Origin of the sequence: Amorphus sp. 3PC139-8, assembly GCF_040750475.1 — a bacterium.
Classification (GTDB): domain Bacteria; phylum Pseudomonadota; class Alphaproteobacteria; order Rhizobiales; family Amorphaceae; genus Amorphus.
This window is the reverse complement of record NZ_JABJVY010000045.1, coordinates 1-22893: the sequence shown is the minus strand read 5'-3', so window position 1 is coordinate 22893 and position 22893 is coordinate 1. Positions and strand designations below refer to the sequence as shown.

Sequence of the window (22893 nt, the reverse complement as noted above, 5' to 3'; positions counted from 1 at the left end):
GCCCTCCCTGCGTTCCCGCCCAGCGGCGTTCTCATCCTGATTGACGCTGCCCTCTCACCTTGATTGCCGCGCCGCACGCCCCCGGCGGTTGGCCAGGACCTTCGCAGCAGATACGCCGGCCGCGATCAGCACCCACACTCGAAGCGACCCCGCATCAAGGAGAGGCCCGGGCGCCCGCCGCCGGGCGGCCACGCCCGGGCCCAGGCAATCCCGCTTCCGTATTCCTTTTGCCGCCCCGGCGCCGAAGCCCATTGCCGACCGGCTTTGCCGGCGGCAGCCCAGCAGGAGGAACGCCGGCGGTTGCTCTCCAGCCGATATTCCTTACTTTTCGCAGAACAGATACTGGAGCCGCGGAGATGGCCCGATGGATTCAATAGCCAGACTGCCGTGGATTGCGCTCCTCGTCTTGATCGCTGCTCCAGCGCCGGTCTCCGCTGAGCCAATCTCCACCCCTTGGCTCCCGCCAGAGGTTCATGTGGCCGGGACACGAACCGGTCCGAACTCGTGGAGCGATGTCGAAGTCCGGTACCTCAGCCAACGCTTCGGCGACGTGGAGCTCGGGCGCATGAGCTTCTTCGCCCAGGCGCGCACCCCTGACACCGGGTGGAGCGCTGAAGCGGAGCATCTCCAGCTTAACTTCCTCAGACGTGGCCCGCTTGGCGGCCTCCAACTGAACATCGAGCGCCTCGCGATCGGCGGCGCAGATCTCGCCTCTCTCGGGAGCTACGTCTCCCTTCTACAAAAGCGCATTCAGGATCACCTTTCCGACCAGGACCGCCCACAATCATCAGGTGACCTTCCGGAGCGGCCCGTTCGACTGCGAGAGCTGCGCGCGACCAATCTCCTTGCCTCCGCGCCGAACCGGACCGGCATCGCATGGTCCCTCCGACTACGTCACCAGTTCGGCGCTCGCCCCGCCCCCTTCCTGTCGATCGAACAGCTGGCCGCTTCTGTCCACTCCGCTCCGGAAGCAACGCTGATCCGTGTTTCCCAGGCAGCTATCGACGGCGCGGTCCTCGACCGCATCGGAGGCTTCTCCCTGGCAAGCCGAATGACCTTGCCAAAGGCAACGATCGACACCGATCTCCAACTCCAGCACCCCGCCGTCGATCGTTCCTCAATCGCGGCGCGCTGCACCATATCCGATGACAGCGGTGAGATTGCCACCCTCTCTCTGGACACCGAGATCACAGGCGGCGCCACCGTCGGAAGACTGATCGACTTTGTCCTGTCCCCCAATGACGCGACGAAGTCCCCGCTTGCGCTCACGTCGTTCGCTGCCGCGGCAGTCGACCGCGGCGCAATTGCGCAATACCGCAGCAACGCCGGACGCCGGTTCGAACAGACCCTCGACACCATCGATCGCGTCACGGCCGCGAACCTGCTCCCCTACGGACTGTCGATCGAGGAGGGCACCGATTTCGGAACCGCCTTCGAGCAATGGGTGAAAGAGGGCGGCACACTCACCGCTGTCATAGCCCCGGCGACCCCAGTGCCGCTTCCGCGATTGCGGGCCAGCATGCTCGGCACCTACGAAGACAAGCGGTCTCTGATCCGCTCCCTTGGTGTCGCGCTAAAGGCCGACGCCCAACGCTAAGGCCGAACCACTCAACGCCCGTCCGCTCCCCAGCCTGATCGTCTTCGCCGCCGGTTCCTCTTTTTTATTTTTTCGCATAGGATTTCTCGCCAGCCCGTTCTGACCGTGGGAGCGACCCGTGACAGCGACTTACTTTGGCGTCTTCTACCCTGACAGCTTGACGATCGACGAAGAAGCACGTCGGGCGACCATGACCTTTCACACGACCCGAGATGACCTGTTTACCGTCCACATCGGCGCCGGGGCGGCCGCGAGGGCCGCGCAGAGGGCTTTGCGCGATCAGAAATCCTACCGTCTGACGGTTGTCACCGGCGCGCGGTCCGAGAGTGGCCACTCGCTCGAGCTTGAGCAGGCCGGGCTTACGGAATTCCACGGCACGCTCGCTGAGGAGTCGGAGCACATCGGCGACGAACTGACCGGCGCACTCATCCTTCACGCCGCGCGACCCGCCCTGCCCGCGGGCATGACGCCTGGCGAGGCCATTCCCTTTTCGATACCGGGCGTCCTGAACGATCCTGCACTAGAGGCCGACGGCCACATGGTGCTCGTCGGCACCTTCGCCGCAGACTCTGTCGTCCCCGCCATCCTCGGCGCAAGCGCAGCGTGCGAAAGGCCGCGTCCCAGCCCCTCCGCTGAGGCAACTATCAGTTAGCAGGTCTTCGCTTTTATATTGTGTTTTTCACATTCATCTGTTCTACTCGCCACAGCCTTCCTCCCAGGCAAGGCCCTCCCCCAGCCGGTCGCTCTCTGTGAGTGGCGCCCCCTACGCCCACAATTGAGAGCGACCGGCCCCCATTTCCCTCCCAGCGCGGTTCCCCGGCTCAAAAAAATGAGCGCTCTGTGAGCGCCCAGGTGAGGGGGGAGGTCATGAGCACGCTTTCCAATCAGCGGCGCCTCCCATCAAACTGCAACCTTAACGAAATATCAACACTTGCTTTTTCGCATATGATTCGGGACGTTTGTCGCGTGTTGTCGGACGCCACAAACGAGAGGTCCCACTATGTCCACTCATCAGGTAGACACGCTATGGGCGAAAGCCGTCGACTCCGTCAAAGCCGGAGTTGGACATCCAGCATGGGAGGCCTGGTTTCCCACGCTCCAGCCCGAAGAGATCGACGAGAACGGAACATTCCATTTTTCCATCGCCACGTCCTTTCTCCGCAACTGGATCTCCACTCACTACTCGGCTTTGCTTGTGGAAAGCCTTCGCGAAAAATCGAAGCGCATAAAGGCCATCGCGATCCATACCCGCCCCTGCAGCAATCCGAAGCAACCACTGCCGCCGGAGGACCCGGACCAAACCCGCGGGACCCAGGCCACCTCCTCCAAAGCGGCACGACGCCAGAAGCTCCCCTTTGCATTCCCAATTGCGATCCCGGCGAACCACAAGGCTGTCGATCACGAGACCAGTGCCGCCGACCAGCCATCGCGCGCACCCAAGGCCGCGGACGATCGCGCCGACCTTCCCGAGCTCCGTGATCGCTTCTCCCGCCACAACCTCTTGCCATCGAAGCATGACGAATTGCCGCCGACGGCCGGCCTTATTCAGCTGCTCCTCGCCCGCGAGATTCTGTCCGCGACCGGTGCCGAGACAGCCCGAACCCTGCAACAGGAACTCACCGCTGCATTCGGTGTACCTCCCGCTCGTATGGTTCTCCTGCGTGCGTGCGCCCACGCCGGTCTGATCAGGCTCGTCGACGGACTGATACCCGCCGTCACATCGACCCTGCCAAAACCGCATGCTTCGATCCTCGCCACCACTGCCTTTTTCGGGGACAGCACTAAGGTCGGCTTCGAGGATGTTCGATCCGGCGCCCGCACCCGCGACGTCCTTCGCGTCCGCCACATCGCATGCCTCGTCGCCCACCGGGTAACCCGTGGAGGGAGAGGGACCCGAACTCAAAACTCTCTGGCCCTTATCGCCGATTTCACTCCTCATCTCCTATGCCGGCTCGGTCCGGGACAGGCTCTCGCGAACTCGCGCGGCGCAGCCCCTGCAAGCGAGTTTCACCTTCGCGGGCCTTCCGCGCGGCATCTCAACCGGGATCATTCCGAAGGGTCCGCCTCGCTGTCGTCCTCCCCCTGTTCCGCCGCCCATGCGCCCGCGGCCTCCACCGCCACCGGCGAGGCCGTGGGCAGCACGCCCAAGTAGCTCTCGGTCTGGTCCACCGGCATGGCCTGCGCTCAACAGGAAACCATCACATCTTGAAACGCTGACACTCAGCCTTCACCTGCGTCAGCTCGGCAAATTTGCAGTGCCCTCCCGGCTCCTTCCTCAGATACCTCGGCTTAGGACCTTGTCCGCCAGTCCCAGCGCGGCAGACGTTTCTCAAAGAAGCTCGCCATGCCCTCTACCGCGTCGTCCCAGTCCCACATGTCGGCAACCCGGTCGACGGTGTAGATGAAGTTGTCGTCCGGGCCATGGCCGTCGACGTAGCGGATCAACGTCTTGGCCGCGGCCGCGGCCTCCGGCGCACATCGCAGGGCGAGGTCGACCTCGCGGTCGACGCGGGCGTCCAGTTCGTCGGCCGACACCGCGGCGGAGAGAAGTCCGTAGCGCACGGCTTCCGCCCCGTCAAAGGGGGTGGCGTTTAGGAACAAACGGCGAGCATTCGCCTCTCCGATACGCTTGACCACGAAGGGCGAGATCATACCCGGCAACATGCCGATGCGCGCCTCAGTGATCGCAAAGGCACCGTCCAGTTGACCGATGGCGACGTCGCAAACGCTGACCAGGCCCAACCCTCCAGCGTAGGCGGAACCGTTAATGCGCCCGATCACGATGCGCGGAAAAGTATCGAGTTCGCGCAGCCACAGAGCCAGTTTGCTCGCTTCGGCGATCCGTTCGGCGCGGGGCCGACCAGCTTGGCTCTGCTGGTACTTGAAGTCGCCGCCAGCGCAGAAAACCTCACCCTCGCCCGACAGGAGCAGAGCGCGCACGGAGGGGTCCGCGGCCCAGTCTCTGAGCACCGCGCGGGCCTCGTCGTACATCTTACCGTTCATGGCGTTGCGAACTTCGGGGCGCGCCAGCGTCAGGCGCGCGACTCCTTGATCGTCCACGCTCGCCCTGATCGTCTCGTGGCGGAAGTCGTCGGGCATGGCGGTCTCCTCTTTAAAACGAACGCTTGTTTTTATACTAACAATCTGACCGTGGCAACCGGGCACAGATGCGATTGACGCCGGCGACCAGTCAGGATAAAAACGGTCAACTGTTTGTTTGCGCGGTGCCGCCGCCATCTCCAGCAAAAAGGGTTCCGAAGCATGGATCACGAGGAACGCGCGCAGGATCTCCACAACCGCAGGAAGGAGGCGCTCGCCGGCGGACAGGGCAAGTCGCGCGACCGACACGTCGCCGCAGGGAAGATGCTAGTCCGCGCGCGGATCGAGGCGCTGCTCGACGACGGTTGGGATTTCGAGGACGGGCTGCTGGCGGGGGCCGAGGCCGGCCTACCCGCGGATGGCATCGTCACGTGCGTGGGCAAGGTGCAGGGGCGCGACGTCGCGGTGATCGCCAACGACCCGACGGTGAAGGCAGGCACTTGGGGACGCCAAGCGCTGCTGAAGCTCAACCGAATGCAGGACCTCGCGCTCGAGACGGGGATGCCGTTAGTCTACCTGGTCGACTCCGCCGGCGCGCGGATCGACGAACAGAAGACCCTCTTCCTCGGCCGCAACGGCTGGGGGAACATCTGGTACAATCAGGTCCAAGCCTCGGGCGTGATCCCACAGGTCTGCGTCCTATTCGGCCCCTCGCCCGCCGGCGCAGCCTATGTGCCGGGGCTGTGCGACCTCGTCATCATGGTCGACAAGCAAGCCTCCGCCTTCCTCGGCTCCCCCCGCATGGCGAAGATGACGATTTTCGAAGATGTGACGGACGAGCAGATGGGCGGCGCGCGGCTCCACTGCTTCGTCTCGGGCCTTGGCGACGTGCTGGCCAAGGACGACGCCGACGGGGTGGCAAAGGCGCGCGACTATCTTTCCTACCTGCCCTCAAACTGGGAGGAGAAACCCCCCGTCGCCACCCCCTGCCCTCCTTCAGCTGGACCGAAGCCGATAGGCGAGATCGTGCCCGCGGGCCAGAATATCCCCTACGATGTTCACGAACTCATCAACGCGCTTATCGACGAGGGCAGCTTCTATGAGGTGAAGGCGAACTGGGCGAAGGAGATCACGGTTGGCCTCGCACGGCTCGGCGGCGCGGTCGTGGGAATCGTCGCCAACAACTCCAACCACAAGGGCGGAGTGCTGTTTTCCGACACCTCCGACAAGGCTGCGCGCTTCATCTGGATGTGCAACGCTTTCAACGTGCCGCTCCTGTTCCTACAAGACATCTCCGGCTACATGATCGGTAGCTCGGTCGAGAAGGGCGGAATCATCCGCCACGGCGCGAAGCTGCTGTCAGCGGTCTGCGAAGCCACGGTGCCGCGGATCTGCGTATTGGTGCGCAAGGCTTACGGTGGCGGCTACCTCGCCATGTCCGGCGCCCCCACTCATCCAGACGCGATGCTGGCACTTCCCACTGCCATGCCAGCGCTAGTTGGTCCTGAGGCTGCAGTGAACGCGATCCACTTCAACCGGATCATGGAGCTGCCAGAGGAGGAGCGCGAGGCCTTCGTTGCCGCCAAGCGCGACGAATACGCGGCGGACATAGACGTCTACAAAGCCGCCGCCGACCCCTTTGCGGCCGAGGACGTCGTTCCACCGGAGGCCCTGCGCGACGACCTCATCGCGCGCTTCCGCATCTACGGTCGTCGGCCGGCGAAGACCATCGCGCGCCGCTCGGCCGTGCATCCCGTCTGAGTCTAGGAGACTTCGAAATGTCCAAGACGATCAATTCTGCGATGGCCGGCACTGTATTCCGTATTGAGGTAAAGCCAGGCGATACTTTCGATTTCGGCGACGTGGTGGTGGTGCTCGAGTCAATGAAGATGGAAATCAACATCGAGGCCGACGACGCCGGAACGGTAGAGTCTCTGCTGCTCAAGGAAGGCGACATGGTCGACGAGGGCACGCCGATCCTGTCCTACAACTAACGGGCGCCGCACCGTCGGACGACGAGGGGAGGACACGATGAGCAAGATGGGCATGACGCCGGGCAGCCATGTAGCGCACAACGCCGCGCGGTTTCCGGAAAAGACCGCGCTGATTCAAGGTGAGCGGCGCATGAGCTACGCCGAGCTCGACCGCGCGAGCGACCGCATCGCCCGGGGCCTGCTCGCCCGAGGCGTAGCGCCTGGCGACCGGGTAGCGATGCTGATGGACTCCTGCATCGACTGGGTCGTGGTCTATGTCGGCGTCGCCAAGGCGGGCTGCACGGCGGTCCCCTTCAACTACCGCCTGACCGCCGCGGACCTCGCTCTGGTGCTGGAGGACAGCTGCTCCCGCCTGCTGTTCCGAAGCGCGGGTCTGACCCAGATCCCTGACGACACAGACCTGGTAAATGAGGTCGTCGTCGCCGACACCTCTGGCCTCGACGCCTTCGTGGCGAACGCAGGCGACGGCCCCTGCGGGGTCGAGGTTTCGCCCTCCGGCATCCAGGCGATCCTCTACACCGGCGGCACCACCGGCCGGTCGAAGGGCGCGATGCTGAGCCACGAAAACATTTTCTGGAACACCATCCACGAGTCGCTCGACACCGGGATGCATGAGGATGACAACACGCTGCTGGCGACACCCCTGCACCACTCCGCCGCGCTGAACTGCTGGTTGCTTCCGGCCCTCTACCTCGGCGCCACCGCGACGATCCTCCCGAAATACACCACCGAGGACATGATCTGCACGATCGAGCGGGAACGCTGCACCAACGCCTTCACGCCCCCTTCGATGGCGCGCGACATCTATAAGCACCCGCTGGCGCAAACCGCGGACCTTTCGTGTTTCGAACGCTGGTACGTCGGCGGCGCGAATCTGTCGCGCAATGACCGCGAGGCGATGCACGCGCTGATCCCGGGCGTGCAGATCTTCTATCAGTACGGTCTGACCGAGGCCGGTGTGATCGTCACGGTGCTCAAGGAGAAGGACTACGAACGCGCTCCCGGCTCGATCGGCCGCGCTTTCCTGAACTTCGACGTGAAGATCCTGCGCGAAGACCTGAGCGACGCCGAAACCGGCGAAGTCGGCGAAATCGCCGTCCGCGGCCCCTCCGTGATGCAGGGCTATTTCAACAACCCGGAAGCGACAGCGGCCGTCTTCCACGACGGCTGGCTGCGCACCGGTGACATGGGCGCGATGGACGAGGACGGCTTCGTGACCTTCCACGACCGGCTGAAGGACATGGTCAAGACCGGCGGCTTGAATGTCTATTCGCAGGAAGTTGAGCAGGTCCTGCTGCGCCATGACGAGGTTCGCGAAGCCGCGATCATCGGGCTGCCGAGCGATGTTTGGGGTGAGGAGGTGACGGCGGTTATCGTCCTGCACGACGGTGCCGAGGCGGACGAGACCTCGCTGATCGCCTTCGCGAAGGAAGAGCTCGCGGGCTACAAGGTCCCCAAGCGCGTGCTGATCGTCTCGTATGCCGATATGCCGATCAACTACAGCGGAAAGATCGTGAAGCGGGATCTTCGCGCACGTCTGATGGAAACGACGGACTGAAGGAGACGCCCATGGACGGGACCACGGGCCTGCTGGCGGGAAAGACGGTGCTGATCACCGGCGCGGGGCAGGGCAACGGGCGCAGCATAGCGCTCGGGATGGCGGAGGCGGGCGCCCGGCTGGCGCTGGTCGACCTCGACGAGGATGCCTGCCACGAGACACTTCGCCTCGCGGGCGTGCAGGACGGCTTCGCCGCGCGCCTCGACATCGCAGACCGTGAGGCTTGCCGGACATTGTCCGCACGCATCGGCGAGGATGTCGGCGACATCGACTGCTTGGTCAACAACGCCGGCATCCTGCTGCGCGGGGCCTTCGACAAGGAGGGTGGGCCGGAGGCCTTCGACCGCACGATCTCGGTCAACGTCACCGGGGCTTACAACATGGTCCACGCCTTCCTCGAACCGCTGACCCGCAACCGCGGCTCGATCATCAACATCGGCTCGATCCAGTCTTTCGTGGCGACGCCCAACTCCGCCGCCTACACGACCTCCAAGGGCGCTATTCTGCAGTTCACCAAGGCGCTTGCCGCCGAGCTGGCTCGTCGCGAGATCCGGGTGAACGGCATCGCGCCTGGCGTGATCCGCACGCCGATGACGGTAGCGACGCTGGGCAATCAGCGTGCGCGGGAGGCGCTGCTCCAGCATATCCCCCTGCGCCGTCCCGGCGAGCCAGGGGAGTTGGCGGGACCGGCCGTATTCCTCGCTTCGGATCTCGCCTCCTACGTGACTGGCGTCATGCTGCCGGTTGATGGCGGGTACCTCGCCGTATAGTACTGAGAACGGCAACAGTCTGCGAACATAGAAAGAACGGCTTCTTGCGCACCATCGGCTCAAAAGGCGAAGTCACGCAGGGGATGCTGCGCGAGGCAGGCGTCCGTCTTATTGCGGAGCATGGCTACGAAGCAGTCACTCTGCGAATGCTGGCTAAGGAGGTCGGTATCCAAGCCGGCTCCCTCTACAACTACATTGCCAACAAACAGGAATTCCTGTTCGATCTGCTGAGCTCCATTATCCACGACAATGTCGACGAGATGGTCGCCGCTCTGGACGGCCTGACCGATCCGGAGGAGCGGCTGCGCGCCTTCGTGCGCGCCCACATCATCTTCCACACTCGGCGCAAGTCTGAGGTTTTCATCGGCAACATGGAGCTGCGCAGCCTGACGCCAGAGAATTTTGAGGCGGTACGTAGACTGCGCGACGCCTACGAGGCGATCCTAGCCGAGATCCTGGAGGACGGGGCGAAGGTCGGCCGGTTCCGTTGCGACGACGTTGAGCTGGCAAAGCTGGCAATTCTCAATCTGCTGACCGGGATCGCCACCTGGTACCGCCCGGACGGCCGATACAGCATCGACGAACTGGTGCGCCGCTACACCGACATGACCTTCGCTCTGCTGCGGGCGGAGACCGCCGTCTCGGTCTGACACTCCGCTTGGAAAGCGCCGCGCACCGTGAGGCTCGTCCGCCCAAGGGTCAAGTCTGAGGGGCTCAGGTCGGACCCTTTCGACAGAAGTTTCAAGCAGCCTCCGAGGCCATGCTCAGGCGGCCTCGCGAAATCGCGCCAGGCTGCCGGCATGCATCACCTTGCCGGGCAGAACATGGCCAAACATCGTCTCGGCGCGCCGCGCACAGTCGATCAGCGCCTCTAGGTCGACGCCGGTCGCGATGCCCATCTCCTCGCACATGAAGACGATGTCCTCGGTGCAGACGTTCCCCGCCGCGCCCTTGTGCTCGGCGAAGGGGCAGCCGCCCAGCCCGGCAACCGAACTGTCGAACTGGTCCACTCCCATGCGCAGTGCCGCGTAGACATTGGGCATGCCAGTGCCGCGGGTGTCATGGAGATGCAGGCCGATCTTGAGCTCCGGCCAGCGCTCGCGCACTGCGCCGATGCGCCGCTCGATGTCCAGCGGTGTGGCGAATCCGACGGTGTCAGCAAGATAAACGCCGGTCAGAGGCTGTTCGAACTCGGCTGCAAGGTCCACAATCCGAGCGATCATCTCGAGGACGCGAGCGACGGGTACCTCGCCCTCGTAGTTGCAGCCGAAGGCGGTCATCACGTAACCCCACTCCAGTCCGACGTCATGCTTGCGGTACGTCTCCATCCACAAGCGCTGCTCGTCGAAGGTCTGCGCGATGTCGCGCCCGGTGTTGCGGATCGAGAAGGTTTCGGATGCCGTGACTCGAATCGAGCCGACCACATCGAGCGGCAGCGCCAGCGCCCGCTCCAGTCCTTTCTGGTTCAGCCACAATCCCGTGTAACGCACGCCCGGTTTCTTCCGGATCGCGCGGGCGACCTGGTCGGCGTCGGCCATGTTCGGTACGCGCTTCGGGTTAACGAAGGAAACGCAGTCGATCTGCTTCAGTCCTGTGTCCGCCAGCGCCTCGATCAGTGCGGCCTTCTCGGTGACGGAAAATTGGCGCGACTCGATCTGGATTCCCTCGCGCGGGCCTTCCTCGTGAATGCGGATTGACTTCGGGAAATCCAAGGCGGTGTCCTCCTGGGAGCGAGCGCCGTCCATTGGCGCTTTTAGGAACGGTTGTTTGTTTGTATAACTTATTGGCGCGCGCCGCTCAACCAGCCGCCGCGCGCAGGACGGAGCAGGAGGTGCGGCATGTGCGTCAGGGTAGAGCAGGAAGGCGCAGTCGCGTGGGTGATTATAGACCGCCCGGCGCGACGCAACGCCATCGACATTGAGACGCACGAGGCGTTGCGCGCGTTGTGGCCACGGCTGGAGGCGGATGCCTCGGTCCGCGTCATCGTGCTGACCGGCGCGGGCGAGCAGGCGTTCTGCGCGGGTGCCGACATCGGCTCGTTCCTTCCTTGGCTGGCGGAACGGATCGCGGCGGGCGAAGATCCGGGCGACTTCTGCGGCCTGACCCATCGGGCGCTTTCGAAGCCGGTGATCGCGGGAATCAACGGTGCCGCGGTTGGTGGTGGGCTCGAACTCGCTCTCGCCGCCGACCTGCGCATCGCAGCCGACCACGCCGTCTTCGGCCTGCCGGAGGTAGGACTGGGCGCAATCGCTGGCGCTGGCGGCGTGGTGCGCTTGTCCCGGATGATCCCTCACGCCATCGCCGCCGACATGATTCTGACAGGCCGCAGCATCGACGCGCGCCGGGCGCTGGAGGTCGGCCTCATCTCCGAAATCGTCCCAGGCCCGCAGCTGCGCGAGGCCGTCGGCCGCGTCGCAGCCCGCGTCGCCGCCAACTCCCCCACCGCCCTCCGCCTCAGCGCGCGCGTAATGCGAGAAACCGCCGGCCTACCGCTCGACACTGCCCTCGCGGCCGAGCGCACAGCCTTCCGAGAGTCCACAGCCTCGGAAGACTACTCCATCGGGCTGCGCAGCTTCGCCGAAAAGCGCCGCCCCGAATTCACCGGACGCTAACCTCCAGCAGGATCTTTCATGACGCCCCCACCCAGCCGCCGCCTGAACCACGAACGCACCGTTACATATCGTTGCTACGCGCGCGACGATGGCCTTTTCGACATTGAGGGGCGTCTGCGCGACTGCAAGGGATTCGCCTATCGCGACCGCGAACGCGGCGTGCTCTCGCCCGGGGAGCCAGTCCACGACATCTGCGCGACGATCACCATCGACGAGGACTACATCATCCACGGGTTCAGCCAAGAGATGCGCGCAATACCCTTCGGCTACTGCCTCGGTGCGCAGGTGGACGCAGAGAGGCTGAAGGGCGCCTGCTTGATGCGCGGCTGGCGAAAGACCTTGGCCGAGGCGTTCGGTCCTCACGGCGGCTGCACCCATCTGCGGGAGCTAATGCAGGGCATGGGCACGGCCGCCTTTCAGACGATCTCGGCGGCCAAGGATGAACGCCTCTTTGATGCCGGCTTTGTCGACTCCGACCGTGAGACGCCGCCCCCATTCCTTGGTGGCTGTCATTCCTGGCAGTTCGAGGGGCCGGTGGTGGCTCGCTGGTTCCCCCAATTTCACCGGCCGAAGGCGAAGGACGCGGGCGAAGGCTGACCCCCCGCCCACGCGCGCCTCAGACCAGCGCGGAGAGGTTCTCCTCGACGAACTTGGTGTGCAGCCGCCCGGCTACGAAATCCGGATTCTCGATAAGTCGGCCGAGAAAGTCGAGGTTCGTCTCCAGCCCCTCGATCCGTGTGCCAGCCACCGCCGCACGCAGCCGATCGATGGCTTCCGAGCGGCTCTCTCCATGGGCGATGATCTTCATGATCAGGCTGTCATAGAAGGGCGTCACAGCATCGCCCTCCTCTACTCCCGTGTCGAAACGTACGCCGTCGAGGTCTGGCAGCTCCAGACGCTCCACTGGCCCGGGCGAGGGAGCGAAGGATTTCGCCGGATTCTCGGCGCAGACGCGCAGCTCTATCGCGTGGCCCCGCGCCGCGATCCGATCCTGCGCGAGCTCGCCCGAAAGGTCCTCGCCCAGCGCAAGGCGGAGCTGCAGGGCCACAAGATCGCCACCCGTGATCATTTCCGTCACCGGGTGCTCGACCTGAAGGCGAGTGTTCATTTCCATGAAGTAATACCCGCACGTTTCGTCATCGTAGAGATATTCCAGCGTCCCCGCACCGCGATACCCTACCGCGCGGGCGAGGCTCAGCGCGCTGTCCAACATGCCCTGCGCCGCCGCTGGGTCCATGTGCGCTGGGCGCGCCTCCTCCAGCACCTTCTGGTAACGGCGCTGCGCGGAACATTCGCGGTCAAACAGGTGCACCGCGCCAGCCTCGCCCAGGCCGAACACCTGCACCTCGATATGGCGGGCGCGGCGGACCAGCTTCTCGACGTAAACGGCCGGGTCCGAGAATGCCCGAGCTGCCTGGCCGGAGGTGGAGCGCACCGCCTGCACCAGCTTTGCCGAGTCGGTCACTGGACGCAGGCCAATGCCCCCGCCTCCGCCAGCGGCCTTCACCAGCACCGGGAAGCCCACCGCCTCGCCCGCAGCCAGGATCGCAGCCTCGTCCTCCGGGTCGAGCTTCTCGGACCCGGGCAGGACCGGCACGCCCGCCGCCATCGCCGCCGCGCGCGCGGCGTGCTTGTCACCCATGGTGCGAATTGTCTCGGGATCGGGACCGACGAAGATCACGCCGGCCCGCCCACAAGCCTCGGCGAAGTCGGCGTTCTCGGCCAGGAAACCGTAGCCGGGATGGATCGCGACCGCACCGCAGCGCGCCGCGGCCTCCAGTATCCGATCGGCGGAAAGGTAACTCTCTGTCGCGCGGGAGCCCCCGATGTGGAGCGCCTCGTCGGCCAGTCGCACATGACGGGCGTTGGCGTCGGCGTCCGAATGCACCGCCGCGGCCCGCATCCCCAGCGCCTGGATCGAGCGGATGATACGGCAGGCGATCTCGCCCCGGTTGGCCACTAGGATTGTCGTGGTCATGTCCCTCTCCCTCAGAAGCCGCGCGGGAAGCCAAGCCAGCGCTCGGCCACCATATTGAGCGCCATGTTCTGGTTCAGCGGCGCGAAGCTGTAGAGCCGCGCGTCGCGGTAGTAGCGCTGAATCGGCAGGGAGGTGTCGAAGCCGGCGCCCGCAAAAATCTCCATGCCCGTGTCCGTGCACTGCACCGCCGCGCGGGCCGACCACCACTTGGCCATCGAACTCAGAACATCCGTCGCCTCTCCCGCTTCATCGCGACGTGCGGCCTCCAGCGTCATCATCCAGGCGGATTCCACGCTGATCCCGGCGGTCGAGAGCTGCGTCTGAACCGCCTGAAACTGGCCGATAGGCTTGCCGAATGCCTCCCGCTCCAGCGCGTAGTCGCGGGTAACCTCAATGGCGCCGCGGCCAATGCCAATGGCAACCGCCGCCGCGTTCATCCGCTCCCCGTTCAGGGTGGCGACAACCTGAGGGAAGCCTTGGTCTTGCACGCCAAGGATCGCGCCGGCAGGAACCCGCACGCCCTCCAGCGTCAACGCGTTGGTGTCGTAGCCGTTGATTGCGAAGGTCGAGAGTTCGGTCGCCGCCACCCCCTTGGCCTCTGTGGGAACCAGAAACATGCTCAGCCCACGGCTGCGATGTTCTCCCGTTCGTGCCAGGACGACCATGATGTCGGAGGTCGAGGCGCCCGAGATCCACATCTTGTTGCCGTCCAGCACCCAGCCGTTGCCCTCCGGCCGCGCCTTGGTCTTCATCGCCGCCAGGATGTCCGTGCCCCCACCCGCCTCGGTAAGGCAGAACGAGGCCGCCTTTTGCCCCTGCGCCAGCGGCACCAGGTGCTCGCGCTGCTGCGCCTGCGAGCCGTAGTCGCGCAGCAGGCGGGTGATCATGAAGTGCACCACGATGAAGACAGCCATCGAGGTCGCCTTTCGCCCGAGCACCTCCAGCGCCAGAACCTGCTCGACCGCTCCGCCGCCGGCGCCACCCAGTTCCTCCGGCACACCCAGGCCCATGATGCCCAGCTCGCCCAATGCGGCGTGAAGCTCCGAATCGAAGCGCTTGGCATTGTCGAGCTCTTGCGCCCGGGCGACGGGCGACACGCGGTCGACGGTCCCCTCCAGCGCGGTGCGAAAGATTTCCTGCTCTTCCGTGACCTTGGCGATCTGAGGCAGCACCTTGGTCTCCCCTTCTTCGGCTTGGCGTTTGCGCGCGTCAGACGCGCATTGACAAAATAACGTTCGTTTGTTTTTATACTGGCGAGCCCAACGCAGATCAAGCATCGCCGTCCTCAGACAGGAACGGCCCCAAGCAGAGGTGAGGAGACGCTGAGCCATGCCTTGCTGCCAGATTTCGCTCCTGCGGTCCGCGCGATGACAGCGGCTGCGTTGCTTTCCTCCTTCCGCCTGCCTGCGCTGGAACTGCCTAATCGGGTCGTGATGGCACCGATGACGCGTAGCCGCGCCTCGCGGGAGGGCGTGATCGGCCCCCATGCCGCCCGGTACTACGCCCAGCGCGCCTCTGCCGGACTAATCGTGACCGAGGCGATCGGCGTGAGCGCGCAGGCCCATGGCTATCCCTTCACCCCCGGCCTGTGGACGCAGGCGCAGGAGGCTGCCTGGCGGGAGGTGGTCGAGCGCGTGCACGCGGCCGGCGGCCGCATTGTGGCGCAACTCTGGCATGTTGGCCGCGTCTTCTCGACCCTCAACAACCCCGCCGGACTGGACGCCGTCGCCCCCTCACCCGTCGCGGCCGAAGGTAGAATCTATACGCCCGAGGGACTTCAGCCCCTTCCGGTCCCTCGCCCCCTGAGCGTGGAGGAAGTGCGCGCGACCGTCGCTGATTTCGCTCGGACCGCTGCCCGCGCGCTGGCGCTGGGGTTCGACATGGTCGAGCTGCACGCCGCCAATGGCTACCTGATAGAGCAGTTCCTATCGGACGATGCGAACCGGCGGAAGGACGCCTACGGCGGCTCCCGCACGCGCCGGCTGACGTTCTTGGCCGAGATCCTGGACGCGGCAGCACAAACCTGCGGCGGCCTTTCGCGGATCGGCGCGCGCATCTCGCCCTTCGGCGATTTCAATGGCCTGCGCTACGGCGATCCCGCCGCCGCGATGGCCGATGTGGTCGACCTGCTGGCCGCGAACGGCGTTGCGTATCTTCACGTGATCGAGCCCGAGGTCTCCGGCGACGGCAGCCGCGAGGCGGCGCTGAAGACCGCCGCCCCTGATGTCCTTGCTGGGGCCCGCGCCCGCTTCCCCGGCGCCCTGATCGCTGCCGGCGGCTACGACCGCGCCCGGGCTGAAACCGCGGTCAGAGCCGGCCGCGCCGATCTCGTCGCCTTCGGCCGCCCCTTCATCTCGAATCCCGACCTGATCGAACGTCTGCGCGACGACGTGCCGTTGGCGCCATGGGACAGGCGGACATTCTACACCCGCGGGCCCGAGGGCTACGTCGACTACCCGTTCCGCGACGGATCGCTCGACGTCCACGCTCCCGCGACCTGCCGGCAGACATGAGAACGAGCGAGGAGGAGACTCCGCAATGACGGACATGAAACCCGACGTGAAACCTGTGGTCACGCGAGCTGGCGCCGAAAACAGGCGTACGGGTCAATCCGGTGACGCCGTGCGCGTATCGGGCGTCAGCCCTCAGCACACGCCGGCCACGAAGATCTGGTTCGGGAAGGTGAGCAACGAGCCGGGGCACCGCTCCCCCCCCCACCACCATGCTGAGGCAGAAACCGGGGGCTACGTCCTCTCGGGTCACGGGCGTATCTACTTCGGCGAGGGCTATTCCGAGTACGTAGACATGACGGAGGGGGACTTCGTCTTCGTCCCACCCTTCATGCCTCATGTCGAGGCGAACATGTCCGTCACAGAGCCGCTCGTGTGGCTGACCGCGCGCACGCCGGACAACCTGGTGGTGAACTTGCCCGACGTGGCGGACGAAACGCTAGAGGGCTACCGGCGGGTCTGAGCCCTCGGGGGCGGAAAACCGAGACTTTCACGAAAATCCGCGCGGCGTCCCTTTGGGGGGCTAAGCGCGGGGACGGAAGCCGCTTCGTCCGCGCGGCGGGCGGCTATCACAGGGAGGAACCTGATATGAAGAACTGGAAACCCTTCGTCGCCGGGATCGCCATGGGCGTCGCGGCCGCCGCCACGCAGGCGCTTGCCGCCGATCCAATTGAAGTCAAGATCTCCTACAATCAGCCCGAGACCTCTCCCGGCTGGCAGGAGGTTATGAAGGTCTTCGGCGAAGAGCTCGCCGAGAAGAGCGACGGACGATTGAAGCCCGTCTATTACCCTGGCGAGGTGCTGCACACCGTCGCCGACGGGTTTCGCGCCACCGGGACCGGAATCACTGACGTGACCTCGGCTTGGCCGGTCTACCAAGCCAACAGCTTCAACCTGTTTCTGGGCACTGAGCTGCCGCTGGCTCTGCCCACGTCAGACATCGCCGCAGTGCGCGCGCTCAACGAGCTCTACCCCGAATTCTTCAAGAAGGAATACGAGCGGCTTGGCGTGAAGCTCGCCTTCAACGCTGCCACCCCAGGATACGACATCCTGACCACCAAGCCGGTGAAGTCGGTCGACGACCTCAAGGGGCTGAAGATCCGCGCCGCCGGCGGCGGCATCACGGAAATCGTCGAACGGCTGGGCGCGGTGCCGGTGACCATGACCATTTCCGATGCCTACACGGCCTTCCAGCAGGGGGTGGTTGACGGCATCATCCTCTCGACGGCCGACCAGGTCGCTTATCGTCTGCACGAGGTCGGCAAGTACAACTATCGCATTGGGGTCGTGCGGGTCGCGATCCCGCAGGCGGTCAATCCGAAATTCTACGATAGCCTGCCCGAAGACCTGAAGACGGTGTTCGACGAGGCCGCATTAAACGCTGCGTACAACTACCAGAAGATGTACAAGAATCTGACCGCTAGCGCACTGGAGACTATGAAGGAGGAAGGTATCGAGGTCACCGAGGCCACGCCAGAAGATCTCGCGAAGATCGAGAAGATGGTCGCCCCGATGTACGACGCTTTCCTTGAAAAGAATGCCGACCGTTCGCCCTCGGGCGCCGACCTTATCGAGGCGATGACAGCGCTGCGTGACAAATATGAGGGCATGTCAGACACGGAGATCCTGAAGCTGAAGGACACGGACCCAGCCGAAGGCCTGCGCTGACGCGCCAGCCGGGCCGCTCGCTGAGGCTCGGTCAAATGACTGCGGCGTGCCGGCACCTCCGGCGCGCCGCCTTTCTCTCCTGATTGTCGCGCCTCCGCCCCGGGCGGCGAGCGCCGGAAAGCGGACCAATATGAAAGCTCTCCTCTACCTGTCTCGCGGGCTGTTCGTCCTATCCGCTTGGGTCTGCCTGCCGTCGATTCTGGTCGTCCTCGCGTGCGACGTGACCCTTAGGTACTTCTTCGACTCGCCGATCCGCTGGGCGCAAGAACTAGCCGAGGTCCTGCTTTTCCTCTCGGTCGTGCTGGCCCTTCCCGAAAGCTTCGTGCGCCACGCCCACGTCAAGGCGGACTTCCTCAAGAACGTGCTGGGCCGCGCAGCGCGTGAGTCGGTGATCCGTTTGAAATGGGCGCTGGCGCTGGCGATCTGCGTGCTGATCATCCGCCAATGCTGGGCTGACGCCGAGTACATGCTGTTGATCCAGGACAGCACGCCCGAGCTCTACGTGCCCATGGCTTGGCTGCGAGGCGCGCTGGCGCTGGGCGCGGCCGGTACGGCGGCGATTGCATTAGTCCGCCTGCTGTCGCCCCGCCGGCTGGTCGCGGCCGACGGCGAAGAGGCGCCGCTGGACGGCCGCTTCGACGGAGTCGAGCCGTGATTGGACTCGGACTCGCCGGCTTCGCTGCGTTGATCGCACTTGTCGCCCTTGGCCTACCGATCGGGCTAGTGATGATGGTCGTGGGATTCGTTGGACTTGTGCTGGTCGGCAATATCGACACTGCGCTGACCCAGCTAACCTCCGCCTTCTGGTCGGAGGGGAGCAAATTCGTACTGATCGCGCTGCCCTTCTACGTGCTGATGGGCAATCTGATCTACCACACCGGCATCGCGCGCAACCTCTACCGCGCCGCGTCGCACTGGCTGGGTTGGCTGCCCGGCGGACTGGGAATTGCCTCGGTCTTCGCCTCTGCAGGCTTCGGCGCCGTAAGCGGATCAAGCACCGCCACCGCCCGCACCATGGGCGCCATCGTGATTCCGGAAATGCGGCGCCACGGCTACGGCATGCGGTTAGCGACCGGCGTGCTGTCCTCGGCCGGCACGCTGGGCATCCTGATCCCTCCCAGCATCATCCTGATCTTCTATGGCCTGCTCACCGAGACCTCGATCGGCAAGCTGTTCGTGGCCGGCATCGTGCCCGGCCTGATTATCGCGACGATATTCTCCATACTGATCATGGTCATCTCCCTCATCGATCCGGAGCAGGGCGGTCGTCACCTGGCTAGCGACCGCGCACCCCTGCGCGAGCGGATCGCCTCGCTCGCGCATGTCTTCCCCGTGCTCGCAATCTTCGGGGTAATCTTCGGCGGGCTCTACAACGGTGTCTTCACGCCGACCGAGGGGGCGATCTTCGGCGTCGTCGCGGTGCTAATCTACGGCGCGGCCACCGGCAGCCTCAGCTTCGCGGCGATCCGCAATTCCTTCGCTGACGCGGCGCTGGTCACGGTGATGCTGTTCGTGATCATCGTTGGCGGCACCCTGGTCACCCGTTTCCTCGCCCAGACCGGGTTCACCGGGACGCTACGCGACCTTATCCAGTCAATGGAGCTCGGCTACGTCGGCTTCATCTTCGCAGTGACGATCCTCTATCTGGTGCTGGGCTGCGTGCTCGACACCTTTGGCATGCTAATCCTTACGGTGCCGATCCTTTTCCCGCTGGCGCAACAGCTCGGCATCGATCCGGTCTGGTTCGGCATCTACGCGGTGATCGTGACCGAGGTCGGGCTCGTCACTCCCCCTATCGGCGTGAACGTCTATGTCATCAAGACCGTCGCGCCTGACGTGCCGCTGGGCCAGATCTTCCTCGGCTGCACGCCCTTCGTGCTGGGCCTGCTCGCCTTCGTCGCGCTAATGGCCGCGGAGCCATCGATCATCCTTTGGCTAGTCGGCCCATGATCGCCGCATCTCTTCCACTGAGGAGCCGCCCCACATGAAGCTCGCAAGCATCCTGCGCCCCGACGGGTCGGCCGCCCTCGCCGCCGTCACGATGCGCGGCGGTCAGCCCGAGGGGTTCCTGGACCTGACTGCGCGCCTTCCTGGCGCCCCAGACCTGCGCGCGCTGCTGGCGCGTCCCGACGGACTAGACGCTGCGCGCGCCGTCGTGGAGCCCTCTGTCGACTACGCTCTCGCTGACGTCCAATTCCTCCCGGTCTCGCCCGAGCCGCGCAAGATCCTTTGCGTCGGCGTCAACTACTCGGCGCATCTGCTGGAGACAGGGCGACCCCGCCCCGAGCGTCCGATGATCTTCGTCCGCTTCGCCGACAGTCAGGTCGGCCACGAGGCGCCGCTTGTGCGTCCATCCGCATCGGAAAAGTTCGATTTCGAGGGCGAGCTGGCTGTCGTGATCGGGAGCCCCGCTCATCGTCTGCGCCCCGACCAGACGCCGGCCTGCGTTGCGGGCTACGCGATCTACAACGACGCCTCTGTGCGCGACTGGCAGCGGCACACCTCCCAGTTCACGCCCGGCAAGAACTTCCCCGGCACCGGCGCTTTCGGACCTTGGATGACCACCACCGACGAGATGGGCGCAATCGGACCCCAGCGGCTTGAGACTCGGCTGAACGGCGCGAAGATGCAGGACGCAACGCTGGACGACCTTGTATTCGACGTGCCAGCCCTGATCGCCTACTGCTCAGCCTTCACGCGGCTGGACCCCGGCGACGTGATCGTCACCGGCACCCCGGGCGGTGTCGGCGCGTTTCGCGAGCCACCTGTCTGGCTGAAGCCCGGCGACATGGTGGAGGTGGAGATCGACGGCCTCGGCATGCTGCGCAACCGTGTCGTCGCGGAGGTCGAGTAGAACCACCCAGATGCGGACAGGTGGAGAGCTCCCTGACACAGGGGCATTCGCGCCTGACATATACGCGGGCTCGGTGCCGATGAACCCACATATCCATCGACGTCAGCAAGAGCACAAGCGAGGAAGGCCACCTCACCGGCACGCCCGCGCCTGCTCCCGCATCACCGCGTAGTCACCCAGCATCTCGACGACCGCCGACCCTTCCGGCAACAGTTCGAGTTCCTCGGCCGCCCGCACCCGGAACTCGGCACCGTACTCGACGACCGGCGGGCAGACCGCAACGACGGGCGGTTCAGAACCGGCCGTCGCGCAGCCGCCGAGCCAGCTCGTCGCGAGTACGAGGCCGGCGAGCCGCCGCCTCCAGCATGCGCCGCTGCACGTCATTGGCCTTCTCCAGGGTTTCCAGACGCTGAGCCATCCGCCCGGCGCGCTCGCCCGCGCGCCGGATCGAGAGCAGGAACAACAGCACCGTGAGTCCGACGGCGCCCCACCTCAAAGCCGCCAGTGCCCAGCGACTCCCGGCGAGCCAGCCGAACAGCCCCGTGATCATCGGTTTCCCCTCCGCCAGTCGTCCCAGCGGGCGTAGACGGCGACGCCGATGCCGACGAGCGTCACGCCGATGAGCACCCAGCGAAGGGTGTCGAGGTAGGGCACCAGCGGCTCCACCGCGGCCTGCGTCTCGGCGAGGGCCTCCCGCGCCACCTCGACGCCGGCGGCGCCGACGGTGGCGAGCCCCGCGGCGCCGCTGCCGCGCATGGTGCGGCTCTCGCTGAGCGGCTTCGGCGCCGGCACGCCTTTTGTCCGTCAAGGATGCCGCCATGGAACTTGGCGTGACGCCTTCGGCCGTGTCGCACCAGGTCAAGGCGCTTGAAGCTGCGCTGGGCGTGGATCTCATGCGCCGGGTCGGGGCGTCGCTCGAACTCACTGACATCGGCCAGAGGCTGTCACTGCGATTGACCGAAGGTTTCCACCAGATCGCCACCGCTGTCGACGACCTGACCGAGGAGCGCAAAAGCGGGCCCTTGCGACTTTCGATGCTGCCAACCTTTGCCGCACACTGGTTGTCGCCGCGCCTGGCCGACTATCCGTTTGAACGCACAGGCTTCGAACTCCTCATTTCCACGACCCAGGCCGCCGTCGACCTTTCGGCGGGGGACGCCGACGCAGGTATTCGCCATGGCCAGGGTGAATGGAAGGGGCTGAAGGCCGACCTGCTCTTTCGTGAATCGGTGATGCTCTTCGCATCTCCCGGCCTGCTCGAAGGCGACGATCCGCGTGCGGTCGTGGCGCGCTCGAATCTCTTTCTCTCCCAACACCGAAAGCGCGATTGGGAGGACTGGAACAATAGCCTGCCGGGCGGGCCCGTGACACCGGCGGCGACGACCACGGTGGATTCCGCCGGTCTGGGATTGAAGGCGGCAGAAGATGGGGCGGGACTGACGTTGGCCGGCCGGGAGATCGCACAGGCCGATCTGCGGGCCGGTCATCTTGTTCCTGTCTTCGATCATCGCATGGACACCGGTGCAGGTTACTGGCTCGTCTATCCCGAGGCCCTCGCCCGCGATCGGCGGATCAGAAATTTGCGGAAATGGTTGCTGGAAGAAACCGAACCTCTGCGAACGAAGGTCGCATGTTGATCGATTGCCACTCGGAAAGCCGGATCATTCCGTTCACGGCGCGGTCGGGGCAGCGCAACATTCGGCGCACCCTGACTCAAGACGGCGCCGGCATTCTTCATTCTCCGGACCAGTAATCGACGCAATCCGATTTTCGCCAAGTCGCAGCAAGCCGCCGCTCGGCCTTGTTCCCGCCCGGCGCGCTGCCCGCGAATACCGTGACCTTGCCGCTGTCGGGGTATTCCATGACATCGGGCTCGCGCATCGTGCTGATCGCGATATAGCGCAACGTGGTGTCCCCCGCCGTGAGTTGATGCGCCGTTTCCGGCCCTCCTGCGGCACAGACCACGACATCGCCCGCGGTGACCGGCCATTCCTCGGACCCATGGCGCAAGGTGCCGCTGCCGTCGAGAATCACGAAGATTTCATCGTTTCCATGGTGGCAATGGAACGGCCATGCACACTTGCCGGGGGAAACCTCTGTCAGACGCGCCCCGAGATGGCGCGCCCCCTTTGGGGCGGAAATGGGGGCGAAAGATGCGTCGAACCGATCTCCGTGCGTCTGACGCGTCAACGCCAGTTCGGACAGCGACACAACCGGGCTTGTTTCGTCGTTTGCAGGCCTAACCGGCGCGAAGCTGGGAATTTGGCCAAGTTGACGAACGATTCGTGAACATTAGGCCAGAACCCGGTAGAC

The 22893-nt window shown here is 65.1% G+C and carries 24 protein-coding genes; 17 read left to right on the top strand and 7 right to left on the bottom strand.

Annotation, left to right across the window (positions count from 1 at the left end; all coding sequences use genetic code 11):
- Nucleotides 1-565: 565 nt before the first annotated feature.
- The 3 genes from HNS03_RS24435 (at nucleotide 566) to HNS03_RS24425 (ending at nucleotide 3749) form a co-directional block, all read left to right on the top strand.
- Complete coding sequence (locus tag HNS03_RS24435) at nucleotides 566-1597, top strand: hypothetical protein (protein ID WP_367198662.1); 1032 nt, start codon at nucleotides 566-568, stop codon at nucleotides 1595-1597.
- A gap of 118 nt (nucleotides 1598-1715) precedes the next feature.
- Complete coding sequence (locus HNS03_RS24430) at nucleotides 1716-2249, top strand: hypothetical protein (RefSeq protein ID WP_367198661.1); 534 nt, start codon at nucleotides 1716-1718, stop codon at nucleotides 2247-2249.
- A 348-nt stretch (nucleotides 2250-2597) separates the two neighbouring features.
- Nucleotides 2598-3749 (top strand): DnaA N-terminal domain-containing protein, encoded by a 1152-nt coding sequence (locus tag HNS03_RS24425; protein ID WP_367198660.1) that lies wholly within the window; start codon nucleotides 2598-2600, stop codon nucleotides 3747-3749.
- 137 nt (nucleotides 3750-3886) lie between these two features.
- Here HNS03_RS24425 and HNS03_RS24420 read toward each other — a convergent pair whose 3' ends face one another.
- Entirely contained in the window at nucleotides 3887-4696 is an 810-nt protein-coding gene (locus HNS03_RS24420) for an enoyl-CoA hydratase-related protein (protein ID WP_367198659.1), read from the bottom strand.
- Between the two features lie 162 nt (nucleotides 4697-4858).
- On the opposite strand from HNS03_RS24420, the gene HNS03_RS24415 reads away from it, so the two are divergent.
- The 5 genes from HNS03_RS24415 to HNS03_RS24395 are packed head-to-tail and all read left to right on the top strand — an operon-like array spanning nucleotide 4859 to nucleotide 9608.
- Entirely contained in the window at nucleotides 4859-6397 is a 1539-nt protein-coding gene (locus HNS03_RS24415) for an acyl-CoA carboxylase subunit beta (protein WP_367198658.1), read from the top strand.
- A gap of 17 nt (nucleotides 6398-6414) precedes the next feature.
- Nucleotides 6415-6630, top strand: a complete 216-nt coding sequence (locus HNS03_RS24410; RefSeq protein ID WP_367198657.1) for an acetyl-CoA carboxylase biotin carboxyl carrier protein subunit — start codon at nucleotides 6415-6417, stop codon at nucleotides 6628-6630.
- 46 nt (nucleotides 6631-6676) lie between these two features.
- Nucleotides 6677-8188, top strand: a complete 1512-nt coding sequence (locus tag HNS03_RS24405) for a class I adenylate-forming enzyme family protein (protein ID WP_367198656.1) — start codon at nucleotides 6677-6679, stop codon at nucleotides 8186-8188.
- 11 nt (nucleotides 8189-8199) lie between these two features.
- Entirely contained in the window at nucleotides 8200-8958 is a 759-nt protein-coding gene (locus HNS03_RS24400) for an SDR family NAD(P)-dependent oxidoreductase (protein ID WP_367198655.1), read from the top strand.
- A gap of 44 nt (nucleotides 8959-9002) precedes the next feature.
- Nucleotides 9003-9608, top strand: coding sequence for a TetR/AcrR family transcriptional regulator (locus HNS03_RS24395; RefSeq protein ID WP_367198654.1), 606 nt, complete (start codon nucleotides 9003-9005; stop codon nucleotides 9606-9608).
- Nucleotides 9609-9722: 114 nt separating this feature from the next.
- Here the strand turns inward: HNS03_RS24395 and HNS03_RS24390 are convergent, their stop codons facing one another.
- A complete protein-coding gene (locus HNS03_RS24390; RefSeq protein WP_367198653.1) occupies nucleotides 9723-10670 on the bottom strand; it encodes a hydroxymethylglutaryl-CoA lyase in 948 nt (315 codons plus the stop codon).
- A gap of 126 nt (nucleotides 10671-10796) precedes the next feature.
- Here HNS03_RS24390 and HNS03_RS24385 point away from each other — a divergent pair, with 126 nt between their 5' ends.
- Both HNS03_RS24385 and HNS03_RS24380 read left to right on the top strand, forming a co-directional pair.
- A complete protein-coding gene (locus tag HNS03_RS24385; RefSeq protein ID WP_367198652.1) occupies nucleotides 10797-11570 on the top strand; it encodes an enoyl-CoA hydratase/isomerase family protein in 774 nt (257 codons plus the stop codon).
- 18 nt (nucleotides 11571-11588) lie between these two features.
- Nucleotides 11589-12167, top strand: coding sequence for a DUF2889 domain-containing protein (locus HNS03_RS24380; RefSeq protein ID WP_367198651.1), 579 nt, complete (start codon nucleotides 11589-11591; stop codon nucleotides 12165-12167).
- 19 nt (nucleotides 12168-12186) lie between these two features.
- Here HNS03_RS24380 and HNS03_RS24375 read toward each other — a convergent pair whose 3' ends face one another.
- Together HNS03_RS24375 and HNS03_RS24370 are read right to left on the bottom strand one after the other, a co-directional pair.
- A complete protein-coding gene (locus tag HNS03_RS24375) occupies nucleotides 12187-13548 on the bottom strand; it encodes an acetyl/propionyl/methylcrotonyl-CoA carboxylase subunit alpha (RefSeq protein ID WP_367198650.1) in 1362 nt (453 codons plus the stop codon).
- 11 nt (nucleotides 13549-13559) lie between these two features.
- Nucleotides 13560-14825: an acyl-CoA dehydrogenase family protein gene (locus HNS03_RS24370; protein ID WP_367198649.1), complete on the bottom strand. Its 1266-nt coding sequence runs from the start codon at nucleotides 14823-14825 to the stop codon at nucleotides 13560-13562.
- Nucleotides 14826-14915: 90 nt separating this feature from the next.
- Between HNS03_RS24370 and HNS03_RS24365 the strand changes: the two genes are divergently transcribed.
- From HNS03_RS24365 to HNS03_RS24340, 6 genes are all read left to right on the top strand, one after another.
- Nucleotides 14916-16061 carry an alkene reductase gene (locus HNS03_RS24365; RefSeq protein WP_367198648.1) on the top strand — a complete coding sequence of 382 codons (1146 nt, stop codon included), beginning with the start codon at nucleotides 14916-14918 and terminating at the stop codon, nucleotides 16059-16061.
- Nucleotides 16062-16086: 25 nt separating this feature from the next.
- A complete protein-coding gene (locus HNS03_RS24360; protein ID WP_367198647.1) occupies nucleotides 16087-16521 on the top strand; it encodes a cupin domain-containing protein in 435 nt (144 codons plus the stop codon).
- Between the two features lie 161 nt (nucleotides 16522-16682).
- A complete protein-coding gene (locus tag HNS03_RS24355; protein WP_367198646.1) occupies nucleotides 16683-17726 on the top strand; it encodes a TRAP transporter substrate-binding protein in 1044 nt (347 codons plus the stop codon).
- 130 nt (nucleotides 17727-17856) lie between these two features.
- On the top strand, nucleotides 17857-18381 hold the full coding sequence (locus HNS03_RS24350; RefSeq protein WP_367198645.1) for a TRAP transporter small permease: 525 nt from the start codon (nucleotides 17857-17859) through the stop codon (nucleotides 18379-18381).
- Nucleotides 18378-19676: a TRAP transporter large permease gene (locus tag HNS03_RS24345; RefSeq protein ID WP_367198644.1), complete on the top strand. Its 1299-nt coding sequence runs from the start codon at nucleotides 18378-18380 to the stop codon at nucleotides 19674-19676. Before HNS03_RS24350 ends, HNS03_RS24345 begins: the two co-directional genes overlap by 4 nt.
- A gap of 34 nt (nucleotides 19677-19710) precedes the next feature.
- Nucleotides 19711-20580 carry a fumarylacetoacetate hydrolase family protein gene (locus tag HNS03_RS24340; RefSeq protein ID WP_367198643.1) on the top strand — a complete coding sequence of 290 codons (870 nt, stop codon included), beginning with the start codon at nucleotides 19711-19713 and terminating at the stop codon, nucleotides 20578-20580.
- A gap of 292 nt (nucleotides 20581-20872) precedes the next feature.
- On the opposite strand, the gene HNS03_RS24335 is transcribed toward HNS03_RS24340, so the two are convergent.
- Together HNS03_RS24335 and HNS03_RS24330 are read right to left on the bottom strand one after the other, a co-directional pair.
- Nucleotides 20873-21130 carry a hypothetical protein gene (locus tag HNS03_RS24335; protein WP_367198642.1) on the bottom strand — a complete coding sequence of 86 codons (258 nt, stop codon included), beginning with the start codon at nucleotides 21128-21130 and terminating at the stop codon, nucleotides 20873-20875.
- Complete coding sequence (locus HNS03_RS24330; protein ID WP_367198641.1) at nucleotides 21127-21372, bottom strand: hypothetical protein; 246 nt, start codon at nucleotides 21370-21372, stop codon at nucleotides 21127-21129. The genes HNS03_RS24335 and HNS03_RS24330 overlap by 4 nt, the downstream gene beginning before the upstream one ends.
- A gap of 26 nt (nucleotides 21373-21398) precedes the next feature.
- Between HNS03_RS24330 and HNS03_RS24325 the strand changes: the two genes are divergently transcribed.
- On the top strand, nucleotides 21399-22217 hold the full coding sequence (locus tag HNS03_RS24325; RefSeq protein WP_367198640.1) for a LysR substrate-binding domain-containing protein: 819 nt from the start codon (nucleotides 21399-21401) through the stop codon (nucleotides 22215-22217).
- Nucleotides 22218-22314: 97 nt separating this feature from the next.
- On the opposite strand, the gene HNS03_RS24320 is transcribed toward HNS03_RS24325, so the two are convergent.
- Complete coding sequence (locus tag HNS03_RS24320) at nucleotides 22315-22791, bottom strand: cupin domain-containing protein (protein ID WP_367198639.1); 477 nt, start codon at nucleotides 22789-22791, stop codon at nucleotides 22315-22317.
- Between the last annotated feature and the right edge of the window lie 102 nt (nucleotides 22792-22893).

Coding starts and splice junctions, on each gene's coding strand:
- HNS03_RS24400 (WP_367198655.1), top strand. CDS start 8,200: ATGGACGGGACCACGGGCCTGCTGGCGGGAAAGACGGTGCTGATCACC.
- HNS03_RS24425 (WP_367198660.1), top strand. CDS start 2,598: ATGTCCACTCATCAGGTAGACACGCTATGGGCGAAAGCCGTCGACTCC.
- HNS03_RS24380 (WP_367198651.1), top strand. CDS start 11,589: ATGACGCCCCCACCCAGCCGCCGCCTGAACCACGAACGCACCGTTACA.
- HNS03_RS24360 (WP_367198647.1), top strand. CDS start 16,087: ATGACGGACATGAAACCCGACGTGAAACCTGTGGTCACGCGAGCTGGC.
- HNS03_RS24385 (WP_367198652.1), top strand. CDS start 10,797: ATGTGCGTCAGGGTAGAGCAGGAAGGCGCAGTCGCGTGGGTGATTATA.
- HNS03_RS24370 (WP_367198649.1), bottom strand. CDS start 14,825: ATGCTTGATCTGCGTTGGGCTCGCCAGTATAAAAACAAACGAACGTTA.
- HNS03_RS24335 (WP_367198642.1), bottom strand. CDS start 21,130: ATGATCACGGGGCTGTTCGGCTGGCTCGCCGGGAGTCGCTGGGCACTG.
- HNS03_RS24435 (WP_367198662.1), top strand. CDS start 566: ATGAGCTTCTTCGCCCAGGCGCGCACCCCTGACACCGGGTGGAGCGCT.
- HNS03_RS24415 (WP_367198658.1), top strand. CDS start 4,859: ATGGATCACGAGGAACGCGCGCAGGATCTCCACAACCGCAGGAAGGAG.
- HNS03_RS24350 (WP_367198645.1), top strand. CDS start 17,857: ATGAAAGCTCTCCTCTACCTGTCTCGCGGGCTGTTCGTCCTATCCGCT.
- HNS03_RS24340 (WP_367198643.1), top strand. CDS start 19,711: ATGAAGCTCGCAAGCATCCTGCGCCCCGACGGGTCGGCCGCCCTCGCC.
- HNS03_RS24420 (WP_367198659.1), bottom strand. CDS start 4,696: ATGCCCGACGACTTCCGCCACGAGACGATCAGGGCGAGCGTGGACGAT.
- HNS03_RS24365 (WP_367198648.1), top strand. CDS start 14,916: ATGACAGCGGCTGCGTTGCTTTCCTCCTTCCGCCTGCCTGCGCTGGAA.
- HNS03_RS24325 (WP_367198640.1), top strand. CDS start 21,399: ATGGAACTTGGCGTGACGCCTTCGGCCGTGTCGCACCAGGTCAAGGCG.
- HNS03_RS24375 (WP_367198650.1), bottom strand. CDS start 13,548: ATGACCACGACAATCCTAGTGGCCAACCGGGGCGAGATCGCCTGCCGT.
- HNS03_RS24405 (WP_367198656.1), top strand. CDS start 6,677: ATGGGCATGACGCCGGGCAGCCATGTAGCGCACAACGCCGCGCGGTTT.
- HNS03_RS24410 (WP_367198657.1), top strand. CDS start 6,415: ATGTCCAAGACGATCAATTCTGCGATGGCCGGCACTGTATTCCGTATT.
- HNS03_RS24355 (WP_367198646.1), top strand. CDS start 16,683: ATGGGCGTCGCGGCCGCCGCCACGCAGGCGCTTGCCGCCGATCCAATT.